Origin of the sequence: Streptomyces sp. NBC_00576, assembly GCF_036345175.1 — a bacterium.
In the GTDB taxonomy this organism is placed as follows: Bacteria; Actinomycetota; Actinomycetes; order Streptomycetales; family Streptomycetaceae; genus Streptomyces.
Map to the genome: position 1 here is coordinate 1580799 of NZ_CP107780.1, position 21944 is coordinate 1602742.

Here is a 21944-nt window from a genome sequence, read left to right on the forward strand (position 1 = left end):
CGCGTTCCCTGCGCTCGCGAGCCACGCCCGGGCAGCGTCGCCCGCTCGTTCCCCCGGACGACGCGCCCAACGAACCCCGCCGCTCCCGCCGGATCTGTCCGAGGGGCGACGGGGCACCGGAAAACCCCTTCCCTTCCCCGTTTGAGAGCCGCACATGTCCCCCGTACAGCCAGGCGCCAGACCCGGCGCCGCTCCGCGCCCCCGTCTCACCACTCTCCTGTTCCTGCTGCTCGCTCTGGCCTTGGCCGGGGCGACACTGGTCCTGCCCGCCGCGGGCAGGGCAGACGCCGTCTCCCGCCCCGCCCAGACCCTGTACACCCCGCCGTCCGGCTCACCCGCCCCTGGCGCGCTCTACCCGCGGGGGCTGCGTCTGCAGCACAACGGGTCGGCCAACGGCACCCTCCTTGCCACCTTCGAGCAGTACACCAACAGCACCCCGGTCTTCCCGATCTACCGCAGCACCGACAACGGCAACTCCTGGTCGAAGATCTCCGAGGTCGCCGACACCCAGAACGGCTGGGGCATGCGCTGGGAGCCCGAACTGTTCGAACTGCCCACGGCGATGGGAGGCTTCCCGGCCGGCACCGTCCTGGCCGCAGGCGACTCCGTCCCCAGCAACCGTGGGGGCACCAAGATCGACCTGTACGCCAGCACCGACCGCGGGCAGACCTGGACCTTCGTCACCAACATCGCCACCGGCGGCGAGGCGATATCCAGCAACGGCCACACCCCCGTGTGGGAGCCCTACTTCCTGGCGGCCGACGGCAAGCTGATCGTCTACTACTCCGACCAGCGCGACACCGCCCACGGCCAGGAGATCGTCCACCAGGTCTCCACGGACCTTCGCATCTGGGGCCCGGTCGTGGACGACGTGTCGAAGCCGAACTACGCGGACCGGCCCGGCATGCCGGTGGTCACCCGGCTGCCCAACAGCAACTACGTCATGACACACGAGTACTGCAACGCGCCCGAAGGCGGCTGCTCCGTGTACTACAAGATCTCCGCCGACCCCGAGGCGTTCAACTCCGCCACCGACCAGGTCCTGCGGGCGACCGACGGTACGATCCCCAGCGGGGCGCCCTTCGTCACCTGGCTGCCCACCGGCGGCCCCAACGGCACCCTCGCCGTCAGCGGTGACACCGTGGAGGACCTGTTCCTCAACACCCAGAACGGTGACCCGAACGCCTGGACCCGCATCCGCGCCAACGTCCCCCGCGGCTACAGCCGCGGCCTGCTCCCCCTGTCCGACGGACACAGCCTCATGGTGTTCACCGGCGGCCGGGCCGGCGTAAGCACCCTCAATCCCGTCCAGTACAGCGTCATCGACCTGGGCGGCGGGATCTCCGACGGCGCCACCTACACCGCCTCCAACGCAGGCAGCAACCTGATGCTGACCATCGCGGGCGGCTCCACCACCAACGGCACCGCCGCCACCCAGCAGAACGCCGACAACGCCACCGACCAGCAGTGGCGCTTCGTCCAGCAGCCCTCCGGCTACTTCAAGATCCTCAACGTCGCCAGCGGCAAGGTCCTCGGCGTACAGAACCAGTCCACCGCCAACGGCGCCAAGATCCTCCAGTGGGACGACAACGGCACTCTCGACCACGAATGGGCCGTCGCCCCGCACCCCGCCGGCGGGTACAACATCACCAACCGCGTCACCGGCAAGAACCTCGAAATCCCGGGCGCCTCCACCGCCACCGGCACCAGCGCCGGCCAGTGGAGCGACACCGGCTGCGCCTGCCAGCGTTGGAACCTCACCCAGACCGCTCTGCCGCCGCTGGGCACCGGACAGTACATCCTCGTCAACAAGAACAGCGGCAAGTACCTCGACATCCCCGGCGCCTCCACCGCCACCAACACGGCCGCCCAGCAGTATCAGAACTCCGCCTGCCTCTGCCAGCTGTTCGCTTTCCAGTCCGCCGGCGGCGGAGCCTGGACCATCAAGAACGTCAACAGCAACCTCAACCTGGACATCCGCAACTCCTCCAGCACGGCAGGCGCGGCCATCGTCCAGAACACCGCCTCCAGCGCCGACTCGCAGAAGTGGACGCTCACTGACGCGGGCAACGGCTACTACAAGCTCCGCAATGTGAACAGCAGCCTCGTCGCCGGTGTCGCCCAGTCCTCCGCCGCGGACGGCGCGGCCGTCGTCCAGTGGAACAGCCTCACCGTCGACGACCAGCTCTGGAAGATCGTCCGCATCAACTGACCCGACGAAAGGCAGGGTGTCCGGCATCCCGCCGGCCGGGCTCGCCGACCAAGCCGACGAGCCCGGCCACCCCTGCTCCGTACCGCGTCCACTGCCCGCAGCCGTGTGACGACGATGACGACGACTCACCGTCCGCGCCCTCATGTCCGAGAACCACATGCCGTGCGAGTACGGCGCCGCGATCCGGGCCAACGGCCGGCTGGACGCGAGGTGCAACCGGGGCACGTCTCCCAGTCTTCTCGCGCAGCCGGTCATCCGACCCGGATGCCGCCGACCCACCGCGTTCGTCGGCGTGACGCGCGCGAAGAAGACCTACCACTTCACCTCTGAAAAGCGAGTTCTGACATGACAGGTTCCCCTTCTCGCCGGCATGTGCTGAGCGGGGCAGCTGCAGGAGTGCTGGCCTCGTTGGCGGGGATTCCACTTGCCGGTACCGCGTCCGCTGCGACGTACACGGCGCCGAATCCGCGTGTCCGCATCGATCTCAACAGCGGGTGGCGATTCATCAGGCAAGACGTCACAGGTGCACAAGCGCCCGGGTTCGATGACTCCGGATGGACGTCGGTCACCACGCCCCACACCTGGAACGCCGTCGACGGCGCCGACGGCGGCAACAACTACTACCGCGGAGTGGGCTGGTACCGCCGCCACTACACGGTGCCGTCCGCAATGGCCGGGAAGAGGCTCTACCTGCAGTTCGCCGGGGTCAACCAGGTCGCCGACGTCTGGGTCAACAGCACGTACGTCGGGCAGCACAAAGGCGGATACGCCCGTTTCAGGTTCGACGTCACCGGCGTGCTCGTCCCCGGCGGGGACAACGTCATCGCGGTGAAGGTGACCAACGCCTACGACACCGGCATCGCGCCGGTGAGCGCGGACTACACCTTCGAGGGCGGCATCTACCGCAACGTCAGCCTGTGGGCCATCGACAACCTGCACGTACGGATGACGGACTACGCGGGTCCCGGCGTCTACCTGCGGCAGAGCAATGTGACCACGGCGTCGGCCACGGTGACCGTGACGACGAAGCTGTGGAACGACAACAGTGCCACCAGATCGGTGGTGGTCCGCACCGTCATCGCCGACAGCAGCGGGAACGTCGTCGCGGACACCAGCACCACTGCGCGCTCCCTTGCCGCGGCCGCCGGCGCGGACATCAGCCAGACCGTCACTGTCAACAGCCCACGCCTGTGGAACGGTCTGGCGGATCCGTACCTCTACAACGCCAGCGTCGAGATCCACGACGTCACCGCGGGCACGGACAGGGTCACTGATGTGGTGACCGAACGCCTGGGCCTTCGCTCCTTCGCCGTGGACGCCGATACCGGCTTCCACCTCAATGGCAGCCACCTCGGCCTGCACGGCGTCAACCTGCACCAGGAGCGGGCCGTCAAGGGGTGGGCGACAACCGACGCCGACCACACCCAGGACTTCGATCTCATCCAGGAGATCGGCGCCAACACCATCCGGATGGCGCACTACCAGCACGACCAGAAGGACTACAACCTCGCTGACGAACGCGGGCTGATCGTGTGGGCGGAGATCCCCGTGGTCAACTCCGTCACCAACTCGACCGCCTTCACCGCCGGCACCCAGAACCAGATGCGTGAGCTGATCCGGCAGAACTACAACCACCCGTCGATCGTCTTCTGGGGCATCGGCAACGAGCAGACCGACTACAACGGCACCGCCACGAACACGCTGCTCCAGTCACTGGCCGACATCGTCGCGTCCGAGGACCCCGACCGGCTCTCCACCTACGCCGTGCGCGGCGAGGACCCCGACAACGCGCAGTCAGGGCTGCACACGCAGACAACGGGCTTCAACAAGTACTACGGCTGGTACTACGGCTCCGCGGACGGTGACCTGGGTGCATGGGCAGACAACCTGCACACCACCTCCCCGTCCCGCAGGATCGCCATGTCGGAGTACGGCGCCGGCGCCAACACCACCCAGCACGCCCTCAACCCGCCGAAGCCCTCACCGGGTGGCTCCTGGCACCCCGAGGAGTACCAGTCGCTGTTCCACGAAGCGGCCTGGAAGCAGCTCGCCGCCCGTCCGTACATCTGGGGCTCGTTCGTCTGGGCCATGTTCGACTTCGCCTCCGACGGCCGTAACGAAGGAAGCCGGCCCGGCATCAACGACAAGGGCCTGGTCACCCGCGACCGGCAGATCCGCAAGGACGCCTTCTACTGGTACAAGGCCAACTGGGCGAGCACTCCGACCCTCTACATCACCAGCCGCCGCTGGACCCAGCGCACCGACGCCGCCACCGAACTGAAGGTCTACTCCAACGCGAGTCAGGTCACCGCCACCCTCAACGGCACCTCCCTGGGAACCCTGAGCAGCAGCGACCACATCTTCAGATGGGCCAACGTCACACTGAAGCAGGGGCAGAACACCGTGACAGTCACCGCGACCATCAACGGCTCCACCTACACCGACAGCGTCGAGTGGACTCTCGGCTGACAATTTAAAACGCTGGGACAGTCGGCGCCGACGGCATTGCCCAGGCCGCGCTTTGAGGTGTGAACATCTGATGCGGGACCCGGTCGGAGGATATTTGTCCGGTGGCCCGTACGCAGGACCCGCCCGGCACATCGCAGTGATCGGCATCGCCGCAGAGTCGTCGTACGTCGCGTGCGTACAGACCGCTGAGCCTGAAACGACGGGTGCGGCTCACGCTCGGCGGGGTGATTCTGGGAGGGCGGGGCATGGTGACCTACGCGGTCGCCAGTCCCTCCGCTGATCCGGCGCGGCGGGCCGGGCCAGATGGCGGGAGTTGCCGCGCACGGACACCCGTGCCTACTTGCGCACGTGGAAGCGCAGCATGGTGACCCCGCCCGACTGGACGTTGCTGAACGGTTCCAGGTCGATCCGGTCGAGGCCCGGCGGCGCGAAGCGGACGCCGTCGCCGAGCAGCACCGGCAGCACGTACACCAGGATCTCGTCGACGAGGCCGCGCTGCAGGCACTGGGCGGCCACGTCGGCGCCGAGGATCTCCAGGTTCTTGTCGCCGGCGGCGCGGCGTGCCGTGGCCAAGGCTTCCTCGATGTCGCAGGTGAGGAAGGTGACGTTGGGGTCCGGCTCGTCGGGCGGGCGGTGGGTGAGGACGAACTGCGCCCCGCCGTCGTAGTCGGGGTTCTCGTCGGACATGCGCTTGCCGACCTCGTACGTGCCCCGGCCGATGAGCATGGCACCCGTGGCCGCCATGACCTCCGGGAACGTCGCCGACGTCATGTGCTCGAAGATCCAGTCCATCGTGTGGCCCGGACCGGCGATGAACCCATCGAGGGACATCACCCTGTTCACGACCACTTTGCCGGTGCTCGCATCCGTCATGCGTCTTCTCCAAGCAGGTGGAGGGCCGGGATCGCATCATAGGTCGGTGAGCAACACCTTCTCCGGCGGTAGCCACGACCTGGACCTGTCCAATGGCGCCACCGCGGTGTTCATCGACGTGCTGATGCTGGCCGTCGGCCTGGCGGTCCCTCATCGCCTCCGGCGCAGCCTGGGAAGCGGCCGTCACCGACACCGCCGCCGCGTGACCGCATCCGCGGGCCGACGGCGCCGACCGGGGTGGGCGTCGCCGCCGAGCGCGCCAGCGACACCCCACCCGCCAGCCTTCGAAGTCGTCCACACCCCGCAAGCCCTTCATGCCTTTTCAAGGAGAGATCCATGACTACGACGACCAACACGACCGACCCGGTCGACCACACCGGTCCCGGCGCAGGGCGGGAGCAGCGCAGAGCTGACACCGAACCGGGGGCGCCGGCTTCCGCGGTGCCGGTCCGGCGCCCCCATCCATGAAACCCGTATTACGAGAAAGGCTCTCCGTGACCGGGCAGGTCCCCAACGTGTCCCTCAACAACGGCGTGCAGATGCCGATCCTCGGCTTCGGCGTCTTCCAGATCCCCGAAGACCAGACCCAGCAGACGGTCGAGGCCGCGCTCGAAGCCGGGTACCGCCTGCTCGACACCGCCGCGGCATACGAGAACGAGCGAGCCGTGGGCCGGGCCATCGCCGCAGGCGGCATCGCCCGCGAGATTGGCGCGACACCCGGCCAGGTCGCCCTGGCCCGGGCAGCCGACCAGTCCTCCGTCGCCGCTCCCGTCGTCGGCGCCCGCACCCTCAGCCACCTCACCGACAACCTGGGTGCCGCCGAGCTACACCTCGACGCCGACACCACCGCCGCCCTCAACACCGTCAGCGCACCCCAGCACGGCGGTTACCCCTACGGCGGCTTCGGCACCGCGCAGCGCTCCCGCGACCCTCCGCGGCAGCAAAGCCCAGGCGAACCTCATCGCCGGCGGAAGCGACGCACCTCTCGGTCACGCATAGCCGCGCCGGACGGGTCCACGTACGCACTCACCCTGCGACTCGATGGACACCTCATGCACGCCATCTCCGACGAGACGCTCATCAGCACTTGGTCCTGCCCTGTGAGCCGCGACCAACTGCCCTCCTTGCGCAGCATCAGAACCGCCGGCGGGCACTTTCCTGCACCGGTATTGCCGACCGGAGTCAGCTGGTCACGGTCGTCATCGAGGACGCCCACTTCCGCATCCTCCATGAAGGCGAAGAGATCACCGTCAAGGAGGGGAGGAATTCCGACCCTCTCAGCAAGATCCGGGTCACATCCGAACGCGAGGACAGCCAGAAAACCTCAAGCCTCCTGAGACACGCACTCGTACATCAGGCGCCTAGTGATGACGAACCGTCAGAGAGGTCAGTGCCACACATCGACGGGCACACGATCCCGCATTCCTCCAGCCCGTCGAAGGAACGCGCTCCCCGGTTCCTGCGGTCTGAATTCGCAGAATCTGACGGCCCGTCATATTCCTTGATTGGCAAGGATGTTTGGGGTCATGCTGTGATTCCCCTGTGAACTCCTGTTTCCTGGAGGAACATCCGTGCCATCCAACCCCCCACCGGCACCGCATCCGAGACGACGTGGAATGCTGATCGTCGGAGTACTGGTCACCGCACTGTTCGGGCAGTTGCTCGCCGGGACCGCCGTCGCCACCCCCTCGGCCAAGACCCCGCCACCCGGACGCATAGCCTGGGAACCCTGCGAATCACCCTCCGGCCAGGGCACCTTCGAGTGCGCCACGATCACCGTGCCCGTGGACTGGAAGCGTCCACGCGGCGCCACCATCGATCTGGCACTCGCCCGTCATCCGGCCACCGACCCCGCACGCAGGATCGGTTCGCTCCTCATCAACCCCGGCGGCCCAGGCGGCTCCGGCGTGAACTTCGCGTTCAGCGCCCCCGACAGCTTCTCCCCCGAACTGCTGGAGCGCTTCGACATCGTGGGCTTCGACCCGCGCGGCGTCGGCCGCAGCAACCCGGTGCTGTGCGACGAGGACCTCGTCGCAGCACAGGGCGGGCTGCTCTACCCGGACAGCGCCGCCTCCTTCACCGCCCTCCGCGGAGCCAACCGCGCGCTCGGCGAGAACTGCCGCCACCTCACCGGGCCGCTCGTCGACAACATGGACACCGCGAGCGTCATCCGCGACATGGACGCGATCCGCGCCGGCCTCGGCGAGCAGCGGATCAGCTACTACGGCGTCTCCTACGGCACCGGGATCGGCCAGCAGTACGCGGAGCGCTATCCGCACCGCGTCCGCGCGATGACGATCGACTCGAACATGGACCACAGCCTCGACCCGTGGAACTACCAGAAGACCGAGACCATCGCGATGGAGGAGTCGTACGGCCAGTTCGCCGACTGGTGTGCCCGGACCGCCTCCTGCGTGCTGCACGACCAGGACGCCCGCGCGTTGTTCGACTCGCTCTACCGGCGGGCCGACGCGGGTGACCTGGTCCTGCCGGGTGACCCGCCCTACACCTTCACCACCCAGGACCTCCAGTCCTTGGCCTTCGGCTACATGTACGACCCGGCCTCCTGGTTCCAGTTCGCCGAGGACCTCGCCTACCTGGACGCGCCCGACCCCGCCGCGGCGCGGTCCGTCGGGAAGCGCGGTGAGCCGACGGAGTTCGCGTACCTGCCGGTGATGTGCCAGGACTACGACTTCGACGTCCCGTCGTACGGCACGCTCGCCCGCTACGAACGCAAGCTGGCCCGTCTCGCCCCGCTGACCCGCCTCAACTCCCTGGCGTGGACCGACCTGACCGGCTGCCAGGACTGGCCGACCGAGGTGACCAACCCACCGCACCGGCTCCGTGCCGACGGCACCCCGCCGATCCTGGTGACCAACAGCCGCTACGACGTGGCCACCCCGCACTCCTGGGGCTCCAACGCGGCCCGCCAGATCGGGCGCGAGGCCGTGTTCCTCACGTACGACGGTGTCGGCCACGGTGACTACTGGCTGAGCCCGTGCGCGCGCGACGCCATCGACACCTACCTGCTCACCCTCAAGACCCCCCGCAACGGCACCCATTGCCCCGCGGTCTGGCCGACCGGACCCTCCGCCCAGCGGCAGTCGCCGACCGGCGGCCTCGTCAACCCGCTGCCCGAACTGCTGGGCACGGGAACCCGCAGGTGAACAACGTGACGCGGCCCGACCCCACGCGATCCTGAACAGGTTGATTGCCCTCTCACACTCGAACGGAGCGTGAGAGGGCCTCCTCAGCCGGCCAGTACTCCAGCTGTAGCCACAGTCTCAGAAATTGGCCTCACGCCGCCTGCCGCCCCACCCCCTCAAACCGCATCTGACCTGCGACGATGCGACTTCTGCCGGTTTACCAACAGTTTGCGGCGCAATAATCGATACAAAATACCCAGAGCTGCTATACCTCGCAAAGCGGAACTGTCAAGCTCGACTCAACCATCGTCGGAAAACGCTCAGCAAGGTCGCTGGCTCAGCGCCCTCCCGATGCCACTCCCTCAGACACGCACCCGCCCTGAACAGGTAGTTTCCCCAGCCCCTTCCGTGAGACGGAAGAGGTATTGCGCCCCCGTGACGCCCTTCTGGACGATGTCGCCATCACCCAACGACGGGAGCCGCAGCCATGCCGCACACGACGACTTTCGCGAGGAACCAGTGGTACGTCGCCGCCTACAGCCACGAGGTGGGGCGGGAGCTGCTCGGCCGGACCATCCTCGGTGAGCCCCTCGTCTTCTACCGCACCGAGGGCGAGGGAACGCCCATCGCCCTCGCCGACCGCTGTGTGCACCGGCGTTACCCGCTCTCCGAGAGCGGACTCGACGGCGACCGGATCGTGTGCGGTTACCACGGCTTCACCTACGACACGACCGGTACGTGCGTGTACGTGCCCGGGCAGAAGCGCATCCCGCGTACCGCCCGCGTCGCCTCCTACCCGGTGGTCGAGCAGGATGCCCTGATCTGGGTGTGGATCGGCGACCCGGCCCTCGCCGACGCCGACACGATTCCGCGGGCCCGGCACCTCGACTCCCCCGGCTGGGTCACCGTCCGTGGCATGGAGCCGATCGACGCCGACTACGGACTCCTCGTCGACAACCTCCTCGACCTCTCCCACGAGACCTACCTGCACGGTGGCTACATCGGCACCCCGGAGGTCGCCGAGACGCCGATCACCACGGAGGTCGACGAGGGCGCCGGCATCGTGCGGGTGAGCCGGCACATGGACGACGCCGAGTGCCCGCCGTTCTACGCCAGGTCGACCGGCATCGAGGGGCGGATCACGCGCTGGCAGGACATCGAGTACCACGCGCCGTGCCTGTACCTGCTGCACAGCCGGATCGCGCCGGTGGGTGTCCTGCCCGAGGCCGACGGCAGCGACCCGAACGGCTTCCACACCGAGATCACTTACGCCATCACGCCGTCGGCCGACGGCAAGGTGTACGACTTCTGGATGGTCTCGCGCGACTGGGCCACGGAAGACGACGAGGTCACCGAGTTCCTGCGGGGCAACAACCACACCGTGGTCATGCAGGACGTCGACGCGCTCAACCTCCTTCAGCGCACGCTGGGTTCGGAACGGTCGGGGTACCAGGAGCTGAGCATCAACATCGACACCGGCGGTCTCGCCGCCCGCCGTATCCTCGCCCGGCTGGTCGAGGAGGGCGACAAGCCGGTGGAGAAGGTCCTGTGAGCAGCAGCCCGACAGGCGAGGTCTACCGCATCGACTGGCTGCCGGGTACGGACATCCTGCACGGCACCTGTCACTGCGGCCGGGAACACAGCTCGCAGGACCCCATCGAGATGTGGGAGTGGATGCTCGCCCATCCGCAGGGACATCAAGCGCAGGCAGACCAGGCACAGGGAAACAGCTCATGAACGTGTACGAAGCCGAACTCGTCGTCGAGCGGCGGGAGTCCGCCGCCGACGGCGTGCTCGCGCTCACCCTGCGGCATCCGCTGGGCGATGAGCTGCCGGGCTGGGAGCCGGGCGCCCATGTCGACGTCCTGCTCGGACCAGGGCTTGAGCGGCAGTACTCGCTGTGCGGCGACCCGGCCGACCTGTCGGCATGGCGGATCGCGGTGCTGCGTGAACCGGACGGCCGCGGTGGATCGGCGTACGTGCACGGGCAGTTGAGGCTTGGGGACAAGGTGCGGGTACGGGGGCCCCGGAACCACTTCGCCCTCAAGCCGGCGCCCCGCTACCGCTTCGTCGCCGGCGGTATCGGCATCACGCCGATCCTGCCGATGCTCGCCGCCGCCGAGGCCGCCGGCGCCGAGTGGACGCTGCTGTACGGCGGGCGCACCCGTAACTCCATGGCTTTTGCGGAGGAGTTGAGGCGGTACGGGGACAAGGTCACGTTCGCTCCGCAGGACGAGACCGGGCTCCTGGACCTGAACTCGGAGGTCGGGCAGCTGGCGGAAGGCACCCTCGTCTACTGCTGCGGGCCCGGTGCGCTTCTGGACGCGGTGGAGTCGGTCTGCCCGGCCGGTGCACTGCATGTCGAGCGGTTCACACCCAAGGCCCAACAGGGCGGTGACGACAGTGAGTTCGAGGTCGTCCTGCAGCGCAGCGGTCGTACGCTGACCGTGCCCGTCGACGTTTCCGTGCTGGACACCGTGCGCGGCGCCGGGGTCGAGGTGCTCTTCTCCTGCACCGAGGGCACCTGCGGCACCTGTGAGACGGACGTGCTCGAAGGAACCCCGGACCACCGGGACTCGGTGCTCTCGGACGAGGAGCGGGAGGCGGGCGAGACGATGCTCATCTGCGTGTCCCGTTGCCGCGGACCACGGCTCGTCCTCGACCTGTAGTCACGCCCTCGCCGCCCCGGTCGCGTACCGGGGCGGCGACCGTGACGGTACGGGCATTGACCCTGCTTCACCCGGGGCTTTACGTTCCCGCAGAGAACGACTGAGCACGTCTGTGCTGGCTGTGCACAACTCGCCACCACTTGGCACAACCTGTCGGAGTACCAGGAGCGGTACCACAGGAGGAGTCTTGCGTCGTCTTTTAACCGGTCTCACAGCCGTCACGCTGCTGGTCACCGCGTCGGCCTGCGGTTCGTCGAACGGTTCCGGTCCGTCGGACGGCACCACGTCGTCCGGCGGCACCACCACCCTCAAGGTCGGCATCATCCCCATCGTCGATGTCGCGCCCCTCTACCTCGGTCAGCAGAAGGGCTTCTTCAGCGAGCGCGGGCTCAAACTGTCCCTGACCCCCGCGCAGGGCGGCGCGGCCATCGTGCCGGGAGTCGTCAGCGGTCAGTTCCAGTTCGGCTTCAGCAATGTGACCTCACTGATGATCGCCCAGGCCAACAACGTGCCCGTCAAGGCCGTCGCCAACGGCATCGCATCGACCGGCGTGCAGGGCAAGGACTTCAGCGCCCTCACCGTGAAGAAGGACAGCCCGATCAGGTCGGCGAAGGACCTGGAGGGCAAGAAGGTCGCCGTCAACACCCTGAAGAACATCAACGAGACCTCGGTGCGCGAGTCGGTACGCAAGGCGGGCGGCGACCCCGACAAGGTGGACTTCGTCGAGCTGGCCTTCGACCAGATGCCCGCCGCCCTCGACGGCGGGCAGATCGACGCGGCCCAGGTCGTCGAGCCGGCCCTCGCGACCGTCAAGAGCCAGGGGGGCCGTGAGATCGCCTGGCCACTGGTGGACGTCGCGCCGAACTGCACCGTCGCCATGTACTTCACCTCGACCCAGTACGCCCAGAAGAACCCGGAGTTGGTGAAGAAGTTCCAGGAGGCCACTGCCGAGTCCCTCGCATACGCCGACGCCCACCCGGACGAGGCCCGCCAGGCCGTTACGACGTACACCAAGATCCCGGTCGACGTGCTGGCGAAGGTGACCCTGCCGAAGTGGCCGGCCGAGGCGGACCGTGCCTCGATCGAGGCACTGGAGAAGCTGGGCGAGGCGGACGGGCTCTTCAAGCAGCCCCCGGACCTGGACAAGCTGCTGCCGTGAGGGGTACGAACGCCCGTCGCCCGGATCGTCGCCGCCCTCGGCGACGAACTGTCCGACGAAACGTTCTGGACGGTGCTCGGCGACACGCTCACCTGCTGGGCGCTGGGACTGGCTGTCGCGGTGAGCGCCGGAATCGTCGTCGGCGTGGTCGTGCCGGTCATGCCGTATCGGCGCGAGGCGACGGCCTCGACGATCGAGTTCCTGCGCCCGTTCCCGTCGGTCGCGCTGATCCCGCTCGCCGTCCTCCTCTACGGCAGCGAACCCCGTGCCGCATTTTCCGAGCGAACGTGAAAGGGCGGTCCATGGGTGCGCTTCTCGATGTATCCGGCCTGAACAAGGTCTACGAGGGTTCAGGGCGCCGGGTCGAGGCGGTGCGGGACCTCACCTTCAGCGTCGGGGCGGGCGAACTCGTCTGCCTGGTGGGGCCGTCGGGGTGCGGCAAGACGACACTGCTGAAGTGTGTGGGCGGACTGCTGGCGCCGACGGCAGGCCAAGTGACGCTCGCGGGGCGGCCGGTGAGCGGGCCGCCGCCCGGAATGGCGGTCGTCTTCCAGGAGTACGGCCGCAGCCTGTTCCCCTGGATGCGTGTCGGCGACAACGTGGAACTGCCTCTCAAACAGAAGGACTTGACCAAGGCTCGGCGCCGCGAACTGGTCGCGGACGCACTGCACTCGGTCGGCCTGGCGGACGCCGCAGGGGCGTACCCGTGGCAGCTGTCGGGCGGTATGCAGCAGCGGGTCGCGATCGCCCGCGCGCTCGCCTACCAGCCCGAAGTGCTGCTGATGGACGAGCCGTTCGCGGCGGTCGACGCCCAGACCCGCGCCGATCTGGAGGATCTCGTACGAGGGCTGTGGAAGGAGCGCGGGATCACGATCCTGTTCGTCACGCACGACATCGACGAGGCCGTGTACCTGGGTGAGCGGGTGATCGTCCTGTCCGCGTCCCCGACCGTCGTCAAGGAGCAGCTGAAGATCGATCTGCCGGACGAGCGCGACCAGTTGCACACCCGGGTCGCCCCGCGCTTCGCCGAGCTGCGCACGCATGTCTACGAGCAGATCCAGGCGGCCAAGCGCGGAAACCCGACACCCGACCCGCCGGACAGGACCGAGGACAAGACGATCAGGGACAAGACGATCGAGGACAGGACGGAGGACAGGACCTGAGCCGGTGACAGGGCGGTGGCCCCGGTGCCGTCGGCGACCTGAACGCCGACGGTTCCGGGGCCAGGTCCCGTCTCACGCCTCCGGGGCCGGCACCACGCTCAGGTGGCTCGCCGAGCGACGCGGGCGGCGTGGTCTGCGCGGGGCGTCCGCCGGGCGCCGCGTCTCGCGGAGCACCAGCGTCAGCCTCGTATAGCCCATGTCCTCAAGGGCCTTGGGGGTCTCGCACACGATGCGGCACGTGGTGGCGCCCCAGCGCGGGTCGGGGTGCACCAGCGGGCGTACGGCCCCGTCCTGCTCGACGGCCTCCGCGCCGACCGCCCGGATCCAGTGCGGCAGACCCTGCCGGTAGGCCGCCTCCATGATCGGGTCCTGGGCGATGTCCCGGCGGATGGACTGGAGGCCGCGGTCCTGGGCGTGCCTCTCCACGGCGGCGGCGAACTGGGCGAGCATCGGCAGGCACCAACTCGACTCGTGCTCGCCGAGGACCGTGCCCGCGTCCGGGTGGAAAAGGACGAAACGGAGGAAGTTGTCGCCCGGCATGGCTGTGGGGTGCGGGCCGACCGCGCGGAAAAGTGTCTCGAACCCGGTGTTGGAGAGGACCACGTCCCACCGGTGGTCGAGGACGACCGACGGAAAGGGCACGGCCTCCAGGAGCGTGGCGTAGTCCCGCAGATACGCCTGGGCCTCGGGACTCTCGGGGACGGGCCGCGGCGCCGGCCGCTGCCCACCTGCCTGAAATGCCATCGGGAGGTCACCCCTCTTGCTCATGCGGCCTTCACGCGGCGCCCTGATCCTGCTGCCCCGCTATAACCCGTGTCAACTATCGTGGCATTTCATGCCCGTTGACGGCTGAATCTGGCCACAGATGTGGCGAGAGCTGGATGTGAGTTCGAACAACCCGCTACTCTCTCCGGGCAGTTCACAGCAACAGCGGCGACGTATACGAAAACCCAGAAGACACAGAAGACGTAGGAGACCTGTCGGTGACGGATGGCTACGAGGTTCCGGGCGCCACGGCGACGGTTCTGCTGGCCGCAGTCGTGACCCGCGTCACCGCGCTCGCGGACCGGCTCGGCGTACCGCATACCGAGGTCTTCCACACCGGGCGGCTCTCCGCCGCGTCCGGCGTCCCGGAGAGCGTCGTCAAGGCCCTGCTGAGCGGGCAGAGCGCCGGCGAACCCGATCTCCAGGCCCGTTTCCTTCAGCGGCTGGGCCTCCTGCGCCGTACCCGGCTCAAGCCGAACGGCCGCAAGTACACACAGCAGGAGATCGCCGACGGTGCCGGAATGTCGCGCCAGCAGGCGGGCGCCCTCATCAACGGCGACCGGCGCCCCACCATGGAGCACTGCGACGCCATCCAGCGCTTCTTCAGAGTGCACGCCGGTTTCCTCACCGCGGAGGATCCCGAAGCGCTCGCGGGGGCCCTCCAGCGCTCCGAACAGGAGCTTCTCCAGCAGCTCGCCGGCCGTGAGCGCGAGGCGGCGAAGGCCGCCGACGACCCGCTGGAGCGGCTGCTGCAGGACCACGGCGTCCGCGGAATCGCCTGGCGGGCCGCGCAGCTGCCCTCCGACCAGCACCGCGACAAGGTCGCCGAATGGCTGGACATGCTTCTGGAGAGCGTCAAGCGGCCGGAGTCGTGATCCGAGGGATGACTGTGAACATCGGCAAGGACATGCGCCGCCTGTGCGGCGAGTTGGTGACCGAGCTGAATCTTCCGGCACCTGCGGAACCCACCGACCTCTACGCCGCGCTGTGCGCCGCCATGAGCAGGCGCCGCGGACGTCCCGTGCTGTTCCGCGCGGCGCCCTTCCCGCCCGGCACGGCCAGTGGGCTGTGGCTCGACATGGCCGATCAGGACCTCATCGTGGTCGAGGAACGCACAGCGCCCGACCACCAGTTGGTGATCCTGGGCCACGAACTGTGGCACATGCAGGCCGGGCACTGCGGCCACCACGTCGAGGGCGCCGCGGTCGCCGCGCGGCTGCTCAGCGACACCGCGGACCTGCAGGCAACGGTCCGCAAGGTGGCCGCCCGCACTCGCTCCGACCTCGCCGACGAGCAGGACGCCGAGAGCTTCGGCCTGCTGCTGGCCAGCAAGTGCCGTACGTGGCTTGCCGGTTCGGCGCGCCGACCGGTACGGCGTGACCAGCTCGCGGGCCGGATCGAGGCCTCCCTGGGCTATCGCGGGCCGCAGAGCTGAGGCGGCGCCCGCTGTGAACGACTCCAGCTACTACGTGCCGTCCGCCGCGATGATGATCGTCCTTCTCCTCAAGGGGCGGGCGATACTGCGCGCCTGGCGCGACCCCCTGCTGCGGTCGGTGTACGCACTGCTCCTTCTCTCCGTGCTGGTGTTCCTCTTCGCCGCCCCGCCGACCATCGCCTGGGTCAACCGCGTCACCGCTGTCCCGAACATCTCGGCACCGCTCGTGTACTGCCTGCTGAGCGCCTTCAGCGCCTCCTGCCTGGTGCTGATCATCAACTGGCGCGGAGGACCGCCCGAGGCCACCCGGCGCGCCTCGCGTCGCTGGATCGCCGGGTACGCAGTGGTGATCGTGACGACGGCCGCCCTGTTCGCCCTGGGGGACGCGCCCGACCAGCGCCTGCGCGACTTCGACACGTACTACGCCAACACGCCGTTCATCCGAGAGATGATCGTGCTGTACCTCGTCGCTCTCACGGTCGCGAACATCGCGATGAACATGATGTGCTGGCCGTGGGCGCTGCAGGTGCACGGCTGGCTGCGGGTGGGGCTGCTCGTCATCGTGGCCGGCTTCTTCTGCAACATCGCTGTCGCGGCCACCAAGCTGACAGCCGTCGTCGCCCGCTGGAACGGCGGAAACCTCGACTATCTGAGCACGTACGTCGCCCCCGCGATGGCCGCTGCCGCGGAGGTCATCGCCGCGGCCGGCTTCTGCATCCCGCTGGCCTTCCAGCGCGTCGGGGACGTGTGGAACACCTGGTCGACGTACCGCCGTCTCAGCCCCCTGTGGCGGGAGCTCGCCCCGCTGTCGGACCACGGCGACCGCGCGGTCCGGATCGCCTGGTGGTCACCGGCCGAACTCCAGGTCACCCAACGGGAGTCCGACATCCACGACGGCATGCTCAGCCTGTACCCGTACTTCGACCCGACCGTCCGGGCAAGCGCCTACGAAGCAGCCCGCGCCGCGGGTTCCTCCCCCGAGGGCGCCCGAGCCGAGGCGGACGCGGCCATGGTGACGGCGGCCTTACGGGCTCGGGCGGCAGACCCGGAGGGCAGGGTCATCAGCGAGGCGGCGGCAGAGGACGACGGGCCTCCGACGGCAACTGAGGGCCCGCGTGACCTGGTGGCCATGTCCCACGCCCTGCACCGGTCTCCGGTGGTCGCCGACGTACGGGAGGGAAGGGGCTTTTAGGGGCGCGGGGAACTGCGGGACCAGCCACAACGTGCCCGCGGCCGAAACTCTACGTCGCACTGCGCTCGCTCACCTCGCGCAAGCCCTGTTCCACCACCTGCCCGGGCCGCCCATCAACCAGCAACTCCCGCCAATGCTCCCGACTCCACGCCGCCGGCGCACTCCCCCCGGTGAACTCCTCGACAAGAGAGACAAACCGCGCCGGATCACTGTGGAACGGAAAATGCCCCGCCCCCTCGAAAATCTCCAGCCGGCTCCCGGGCATCGCCTCGTGCGCCCCGTACGCGTGCCGCACCGGCACCACGCTGTCCCGGTCCCCCCACAGCAACATCGTCGGCATGCCCTCGGTGAGATAGCACCGATCGAGCATCGTCACGACCTGCCCCCGCCAGTCGACCACCGCCCGCAACGTACGGATGAAGGCGTTGCGCGACGTCTCGTCGGGCAACGCGTCCACGAGGGTCAGCAACTCGGGCGCGTCCTGCCCCAGATCGGTGTCCAAAAGCCTCATCAACCGTACAGCGAGACCCACTTGGAGCCGCATGCCCGGCAACCGCAGCGCGGACAGCGCGAGATGGGCGCCGGGCAGTGAGACCGCCCGCAGGACGGGGTTGACCTCGCGGCCCACGCCGCCCGCGCTGACCAGGATGAGCCGCTCGGTGCGCTCGGGGAACTGGTAGGCGAACTGCATGGCCACCCCGCCGCCGAGGGAGTGTCCGACGAGCGTCGCGGACTCGATGCCGAGGGTGGTGAGCAGATCGCGCACGCCGTTGGCGTAGGCGGCCACCGAGTAGTCGGCGCGCGGCTTGTCGGAGGCTCCGTGGCCGAGCAGGTCGGGGGCGATCACGGTGTGGCTGCGGGCGAGGTCGGGGATCAGCTCGGCCCAGGTCGCCGAGGAGTCGCCGATGCCGTGGATGAGGACGAGCGCGGGACCCTCGCCGGCCATGCGGAAGGCCCGGCGATATCCGTGGACGACGCGGTACCGCAGTTCCAGCTCACCGTCGCCCACCGGTCGCAGCCGTACGGCGCGTGCCGGTCCGTGACGCGGGATGTCCGTCACGCCGCTCACCTCCCCGCTTCCTGTGCCCTGAACTCCTCGCCGAAAACCCTTTCCCCTCAGCGTAGAACCCCATTCTCACGAGGCGTTTCGATGACGTTTCGCCTCCGCTAAGCGAGCGAACCGACGTGTATCGAAACGGGATTGTCAGTGGCGGGCGGCAAGCTGGGAGGTGCAGAGATGAGCACAGATGACGCCGACATGGGGAGAGCCGTCCGATGCCGACCGCCGTACTGACCGACCGTGAGCGCACCGCCGTCCAGGCCTACTTGCGGCTGCTGCACACCGTCCGCGCAGCCTTCGACGTACCGCCTGGCAGCCGCCGACCACCCGTCGTGCCGCCCGCCGTCCTGGCGGAGGCGGAAGCGGCTCTGGCGGAGGCGGGCCTGACGGGCAACGAGGAGAGGTTCTTCCAGTTGCTCAGACAGGCTGGTGCGGCACACTGACCGCCGTGCCCAGCAGCCCGTTTCGAACGGTCCAGCGCCCGTCGAAGTACCCGCGTTCCCGGCCGTCGACGACCGGTCCGGGCACCAGCAGGCGGGCCCGGAAGGTTCCGCACGGATGCGGGCCGGAGGCGGCCGTGAACTCGATGTCGGCCTCGCTGAAGTCCAGCCACTTGCCGGTGAGCGGGAACCACGCCTTGTAGACCGACTCCTTGGCACTGAACAGCAGCCGGTCCCAGTGCACAGGGGCACCGTGCCCGCCCGGGCCGGCCGCCGCCAGTGCACGCAGGTGCACCTGTTCCGCGGGCAGGGACACGGAGTCGAGGACGCCTTCGGGCAGCGGTTGGTGGGGTTCGGCGTCGATGCCGATCGAGGCCAGGTCGGTGGCGCGGACCAGTGCGGCGGCGCAGTAGCCCTCGCAGTGGGTCATGCTGCCGACCAGACCGGCCGGCCACTGCGGGGCGCCCCGCTCACCGGGCAGCACGGGCTGCGGCGGCACGCCGAGCTTCTCCATTGCGCGGCGTGCACACCCGCGTACGAGGGTGAACTCTCGGACGCGCTTGGGCACCGCCCGGCTCACGAGCGCCTGCTCCTCGGGATACAGCGTCGTGCCCCCGGGCCCACCGGCCCCGTACGCGCCGTCGGCCGTCTCGTCACCGTACGTTTCCACGGCCACGACCGTGGCCGGAAGCAGCTCCTCGATCACCGGATCCGACCTCCATCGGCAGTATGCGGCGCAGCCTTCCCGGGTCTCCCGGTCGCTTCTGCCATTCGCGGGGGTAGCCCACGGACACTTCTTCGAAGCGGACGCCCTCGTGCCAGGTGGTCCGAGGGATGTGCAGATGGCCGTAGACCATGGTCGCGACGCGGAACCGGCGGTGCCAGTCGGCGGTCAGCGTGGTGCCGCACCACATGGCGAACTCGGGGTGCCAGAGGACGTCTGTGGGGTGCCGGTCCAGCGGATAGTGGTTGACGAGCACCGTCGGCAGGTCCTCGGGCAGCTCGGCGAGCCGCCGCTCGGTCCGGGCCACCCGGGCCCGGCACCAGGCCTCACGGGTCGGATACGGGTCGGGGTGCAGGAGGTACTCGTCGGTGCAGACGATGCCCGTGCTCTCCGCGTACGCCAGCCCCTCCTCCTTGGTCGCGCAGCCCTGCGGCAGGAAGGAGTAGTCGTAGAGGAGGAACAGCGGCGCGACGACCACCGGGCCGTCGGGGCCCTCCCACACGGGGTACGGGTCCTCGGGCGACGTCACACCCAGCTCACGGCACAGGTCGACCAGGTGTTCGTAGCGGGCGACTCCACGCAGGGTGACCGGGTCCTTGGGGTGGGTCCACAGTTCGTGGTTGCCGGGCGCCCAGATCACCTTGCGGAATCGGCCGGCGAGGGTTTCCAGGACCCAGCGGATGTCGGCCACCGACTCCGACACGTCGCCGGCGACCAGCAGCCAGTCGTCGTCCGTCTCCGGGCGCATCTGTTCGACCAGGGCGCGGTTCTCCGGGTAGCCGATGTGCAGATCACTGATCGCCAGCAGCTGTCCGGCACCGCCGGCCGTCGTCTCCACTCCAGCCCCTTCCCTATCCGAACTCCGCCCTCGCGAGCGCACGTTCGGACCCACAAGAACACATCACCGGCAGCCGGACAAGTACGGCTTCCGGCCCTCCCGCCGCCCTCTCGGCGCAGCTCACCGGGCGGGCCGAAGATCATTACAGGGGACCACGGTTGGTGCACAAGGCAACACACGGGGTACTGCTGTCAATTCCGTAACACGCGCGTAGCAGGAACAGGGTCTGCGGAGCCTTATGATCGCCTCAACACTTCCGCCAAAAACCCGGTTCGCACCCGGCGGCTTGTCGTGTTCCCAAATCTCCCCTGGCCGGGCTCGGCCTTGCTCTGCCGCGCCCGTGAACCCTGAAAGGTGGCCCTGCATGGTCTCTCGCGTACGCGTCTGGCTCAACCGCACGTACGCGGAGAACGTGTTCTTCATGGAACAGCTGCGGAGAAATCCCAGCGACCGCGCGGTCGAGATCCACGCCACCCACGGGGACGCCGACTCCCCCGTCCTGGCCGCCGCCGACACCGCCGCCATGGAGCCCGAGGGCCTGTCACCCGCCGCGTACGTGGAGTACGCGCTCGACCAGTGCGACCGCCGCGAGATCGACGTGTTCGTGCCGCGGCTGCACCAGGACGCGATCGTCGAGCACCGCGCGGACTTCGAGGCCGTCGGCACCAAGCTGCTCGCGCCGACGCCCGAGGCGGTGGCCGTCTTCCAGGACAAGGCGACCGCGTACCAGGCCGTCGAGGCGGTCGGTGTTCCGGTGCCGCCGTGGTGGCGGGTGCGCAGCGCCGACGAACTCCTCGTCGCCGTCGAGCAGTTGGAGGCCGACGGGCACAAGGCGTGCTTCAAGCCGGCGGCGGGCGCGGGCGGGGTGGGCTTCCGCGTGATCACGCGCGCCCCCTTCTCGATGTCGCACCTCAACGGGTTCCCCACCCCCTACGTCCAGTTGGACATGGTCCTCGACGTGCTGCAGAACACGGAGGAGGACGTCGACTGGCTGGTGATGCCCCGTCTGGAGCAGCCGGAGGTGTCCGTCGACTGCCTCACCGGCCCCGACTCGCGCATCCGGATGGCGATCGGCCGCACCAAGAACGGCCGGCGGCGCGGCTTCACCCTCGACGAGGCCTGGCTGCAGCCCGCGCGGCTCATCGCCGAGGGTTTCGGGCTGCACCACCTGAGCAACATCCAGTTCCGGATGTACGAGGACCGGCCGGTCCTGATGGACGTCAACACGCGGCCGGCCGGCGGCCTGCACCAGCTCCAGCTGTGCGGCATCAACGCCCCTTGGGCGGCAGTGCAGTTGGCGCTCGGCGAGGACCCGGGCGATCTGGTGCCGCCGTTCCTCGGCCAGGACTACGCGGTGATCTCCGCACCGCGCCCGGTGCGCACGGTGTCGGCACCCGCGGACGAGGTCCCGGCGCCCACGCTGTCCGCCGTACCCGCGCGCACTCCGGAGCAGCCGGAACCGGAGGCCGTCGAGACGTCGGCCGGGGCGGCTGCGGGGGCATCGGCCTAGCCCGGGCCTTCCACGCCACCAGGGCCCGGTCATGGCGAAGCATCCTGACGCCATGACCGGGCCCGACCCGGCTGCGACTGCGGTGTGCGGGGCTGCCGGCCGTTGCCAGCGATCGTCACCGCCACCCCGGCGACCGTCACCTGGCTGTCCTTCCCTCAGCCCTTCCGTAAAGGGTGGGGGGAGCTGCGGCTGGGCCCGTACGTCTTCGCCTGCCCCGCCTACGAGGCCGCGCTGAGCGCTCCGCTGGAAGAGCGGTGCTGAACCTGCGGGCCGGTGGGAGGCTGGGTCG

The 21944-nt window shown here is 68.9% G+C and carries 22 protein-coding genes and 1 pseudogene; 18 read left to right on the forward strand and 5 right to left on the reverse strand.

What is annotated here, in order from left to right; genetic code table 11:
- The first annotated feature begins 154 nt into the window (after positions 1–154).
- The 3 genes from OG734_RS06680 to OG734_RS06690 all read left to right on the forward strand — a co-directional run bounded on the left by OG734_RS06680 (position 155) and on the right by OG734_RS06690 (position 4681).
- Positions 155–2212, forward strand: a complete 2058-nt coding sequence (locus OG734_RS06680; protein WP_330286532.1) for an RICIN domain-containing protein — start codon at positions 155–157, stop codon at positions 2210–2212.
- 142 nt (positions 2213–2354) lie between these two features.
- Positions 2355–2561: a hypothetical protein gene (locus OG734_RS06685; protein WP_330286533.1), complete on the forward strand. Its 207-nt coding sequence runs from the start codon at positions 2355–2357 to the stop codon at positions 2559–2561.
- Positions 2562–2620: 59 nt separating this feature from the next.
- Complete coding sequence (locus OG734_RS06690) at positions 2621–4681, forward strand: glycoside hydrolase family 2 protein (RefSeq protein ID WP_330286534.1); 2061 nt, start codon at positions 2621–2623, stop codon at positions 4679–4681.
- Between the two features lie 336 nt (positions 4682–5017).
- Here OG734_RS06690 and OG734_RS06695 read toward each other — a convergent pair whose 3' ends face one another.
- The gene (locus OG734_RS06695; RefSeq protein ID WP_330286535.1) at positions 5018–5554 is read right to left on the reverse strand and encodes a dihydrofolate reductase family protein; all 537 of its coding nucleotides are present in this window, start codon (positions 5552–5554) and stop codon (positions 5018–5020) included.
- Between the two features lie 336 nt (positions 5555–5890).
- Between OG734_RS06695 and OG734_RS06700 the strand changes: the two genes are divergently transcribed.
- The 9 genes and pseudogenes from OG734_RS06700 (at position 5891) to OG734_RS06740 (ending at position 13691) form a co-directional block, all read left to right on the forward strand.
- Entirely contained in the window at positions 5891–6022 is a 132-nt protein-coding gene (locus OG734_RS06700; RefSeq protein ID WP_330286536.1) for a hypothetical protein, read from the forward strand.
- Complete coding sequence (locus tag OG734_RS06705; protein ID WP_330286537.1) at positions 6019–6891, forward strand: aldo/keto reductase; 873 nt, start codon at positions 6019–6021, stop codon at positions 6889–6891. The genes OG734_RS06700 and OG734_RS06705 overlap by 4 nt, the downstream gene beginning before the upstream one ends.
- Positions 6892–7170: 279 nt before the next feature.
- Complete coding sequence (locus tag OG734_RS06710) at positions 7171–8721, forward strand: alpha/beta hydrolase (protein ID WP_330286538.1); 1551 nt, start codon at positions 7171–7173, stop codon at positions 8719–8721.
- Positions 8722–9187: 466 nt separating this feature from the next.
- Positions 9188–10252 (forward strand): aromatic ring-hydroxylating dioxygenase subunit alpha, encoded by a 1065-nt coding sequence (locus tag OG734_RS06715; RefSeq protein ID WP_330286539.1) that lies wholly within the window; start codon positions 9188–9190, stop codon positions 10250–10252.
- Positions 10249–10437, forward strand: coding sequence for a hypothetical protein (locus OG734_RS06720; RefSeq protein WP_330286540.1), 189 nt, complete (start codon positions 10249–10251; stop codon positions 10435–10437). Before OG734_RS06715 ends, OG734_RS06720 begins: the two co-directional genes overlap by 4 nt.
- A complete protein-coding gene (locus OG734_RS06725; RefSeq protein ID WP_330286541.1) occupies positions 10434–11369 on the forward strand; it encodes a PDR/VanB family oxidoreductase in 936 nt (311 codons plus the stop codon). Before OG734_RS06720 ends, OG734_RS06725 begins: the two co-directional genes overlap by 4 nt.
- A 187-nt stretch (positions 11370–11556) precedes the next feature.
- Positions 11557–12528 (forward strand): ABC transporter substrate-binding protein, encoded by a 972-nt coding sequence (locus tag OG734_RS06730; RefSeq protein ID WP_330286542.1) that lies wholly within the window; start codon positions 11557–11559, stop codon positions 12526–12528.
- Between the two features lie 12 nt (positions 12529–12540).
- Positions 12541–12798, forward strand: a pseudogene (locus OG734_RS06735) (ABC transporter permease); the annotation flags it as partial.
- 32 nt (positions 12799–12830) lie between these two features.
- A complete protein-coding gene (locus tag OG734_RS06740; protein WP_330286543.1) occupies positions 12831–13691 on the forward strand; it encodes an ABC transporter ATP-binding protein in 861 nt (286 codons plus the stop codon).
- A 72-nt stretch (positions 13692–13763) separates the two neighbouring features.
- On the opposite strand, the gene OG734_RS06745 is transcribed toward OG734_RS06740, so the two are convergent.
- On the reverse strand, positions 13764–14435 hold the full coding sequence (locus tag OG734_RS06745) for an MmyB family transcriptional regulator (RefSeq protein ID WP_330286544.1): 672 nt from the start codon (positions 14433–14435) through the stop codon (positions 13764–13766).
- 239 nt (positions 14436–14674) lie between these two features.
- On the opposite strand from OG734_RS06745, the gene OG734_RS06750 reads away from it, so the two are divergent.
- Genes OG734_RS06750 through OG734_RS06760 form a run of 3 tightly spaced genes read left to right on the forward strand, consistent with a single transcriptional unit; the run spans position 14675 to position 17083 of the window.
- Positions 14675–15331: a helix-turn-helix domain-containing protein gene (locus OG734_RS06750; protein ID WP_330286545.1), complete on the forward strand. Its 657-nt coding sequence runs from the start codon at positions 14675–14677 to the stop codon at positions 15329–15331.
- Positions 15332–15363: 32 nt separating this feature from the next.
- Positions 15364–15891, forward strand: coding sequence for a toxin-antitoxin system, toxin component (locus OG734_RS06755; protein ID WP_330293588.1), 528 nt, complete (start codon positions 15364–15366; stop codon positions 15889–15891).
- A gap of 13 nt (positions 15892–15904) precedes the next feature.
- Positions 15905–17083 (forward strand): MAB_1171c family putative transporter, encoded by a 1179-nt coding sequence (locus OG734_RS06760; protein WP_330286546.1) that lies wholly within the window; start codon positions 15905–15907, stop codon positions 17081–17083.
- 49 nt (positions 17084–17132) lie between these two features.
- Here the strand turns inward: OG734_RS06760 and OG734_RS06765 are convergent, their stop codons facing one another.
- On the reverse strand, positions 17133–18143 hold the full coding sequence (locus OG734_RS06765; protein WP_330286547.1) for an alpha/beta fold hydrolase: 1011 nt from the start codon (positions 18141–18143) through the stop codon (positions 17133–17135).
- 215 nt (positions 18144–18358) lie between these two features.
- Here OG734_RS06765 and OG734_RS06770 point away from each other — a divergent pair, with 215 nt between their 5' ends.
- Positions 18359–18586 (forward strand): hypothetical protein, encoded by a 228-nt coding sequence (locus tag OG734_RS06770; RefSeq protein ID WP_330286548.1) that lies wholly within the window; start codon positions 18359–18361, stop codon positions 18584–18586.
- On the opposite strand, the gene OG734_RS06775 is transcribed toward OG734_RS06770, so the two are convergent.
- Entirely contained in the window at positions 18561–19289 is a 729-nt protein-coding gene (locus tag OG734_RS06775; RefSeq protein WP_330286549.1) for a 4'-phosphopantetheinyl transferase family protein, read from the reverse strand. The two genes, OG734_RS06770 and OG734_RS06775, sit on opposite strands and share 26 nt — an antisense overlap.
- Positions 19237–20145: a metallophosphoesterase family protein gene (locus OG734_RS06780; RefSeq protein ID WP_330286550.1), complete on the reverse strand. Its 909-nt coding sequence runs from the start codon at positions 20143–20145 to the stop codon at positions 19237–19239. Before OG734_RS06780 ends, OG734_RS06775 begins: the two co-directional genes overlap by 53 nt.
- 364 nt (positions 20146–20509) lie before the next feature.
- Between OG734_RS06780 and OG734_RS06785 the strand changes: the two genes are divergently transcribed.
- The gene (locus OG734_RS06785; RefSeq protein ID WP_330286551.1) at positions 20510–21655 is read left to right on the forward strand and encodes an ATP-grasp domain-containing protein; all 1146 of its coding nucleotides are present in this window, start codon (positions 20510–20512) and stop codon (positions 21653–21655) included.
- A gap of 102 nt (positions 21656–21757) precedes the next feature.
- Positions 21758–21916, forward strand: a complete 159-nt coding sequence (locus OG734_RS06790) for a hypothetical protein (protein WP_330286552.1) — start codon at positions 21758–21760, stop codon at positions 21914–21916.
- The last annotated feature ends 28 nt before the right edge of the window (positions 21917–21944 follow it).

Excerpts from the sequence above, each read along its gene's own strand:
- OG734_RS06680 (WP_330286532.1), top strand. The coding sequence starts at position 155 with ATGTCCCCCGTACAGCCAGGCGCCAGACCCGGCGCCGCTCCGCGCCCC.
- OG734_RS06715 (WP_330286539.1), top strand. The coding sequence starts at position 9,188 with ATGCCGCACACGACGACTTTCGCGAGGAACCAGTGGTACGTCGCCGCC.
- OG734_RS06770 (WP_330286548.1), top strand. The coding sequence starts at position 18,359 with ATGCCGACCGCCGTACTGACCGACCGTGAGCGCACCGCCGTCCAGGCC.
- OG734_RS06740 (WP_330286543.1), top strand. The coding sequence starts at position 12,831 with ATGGGTGCGCTTCTCGATGTATCCGGCCTGAACAAGGTCTACGAGGGT.
- OG734_RS06685 (WP_330286533.1), top strand. The coding sequence starts at position 2,355 with ATGTCCGAGAACCACATGCCGTGCGAGTACGGCGCCGCGATCCGGGCC.
- OG734_RS06785 (WP_330286551.1), top strand. The coding sequence starts at position 20,510 with ATGGTCTCTCGCGTACGCGTCTGGCTCAACCGCACGTACGCGGAGAAC.
- OG734_RS06725 (WP_330286541.1), top strand. The coding sequence starts at position 10,434 with ATGAACGTGTACGAAGCCGAACTCGTCGTCGAGCGGCGGGAGTCCGCC.
- OG734_RS06745 (WP_330286544.1), bottom strand. The coding sequence starts at position 14,435 with ATGGCATTTCAGGCAGGTGGGCAGCGGCCGGCGCCGCGGCCCGTCCCC.
- OG734_RS06755 (WP_330293588.1), top strand. The coding sequence starts at position 15,364 with ATGCGCCGCCTGTGCGGCGAGTTGGTGACCGAGCTGAATCTTCCGGCA.
- OG734_RS06705 (WP_330286537.1), top strand. The coding sequence starts at position 6,019 with ATGAAACCCGTATTACGAGAAAGGCTCTCCGTGACCGGGCAGGTCCCC.
- OG734_RS06710 (WP_330286538.1), top strand. The coding sequence starts at position 7,171 with ATGCTGATCGTCGGAGTACTGGTCACCGCACTGTTCGGGCAGTTGCTC.
- OG734_RS06700 (WP_330286536.1), top strand. The coding sequence starts at position 5,891 with ATGACTACGACGACCAACACGACCGACCCGGTCGACCACACCGGTCCC.
- OG734_RS06695 (WP_330286535.1), bottom strand. The coding sequence starts at position 5,554 with ATGACGGATGCGAGCACCGGCAAAGTGGTCGTGAACAGGGTGATGTCC.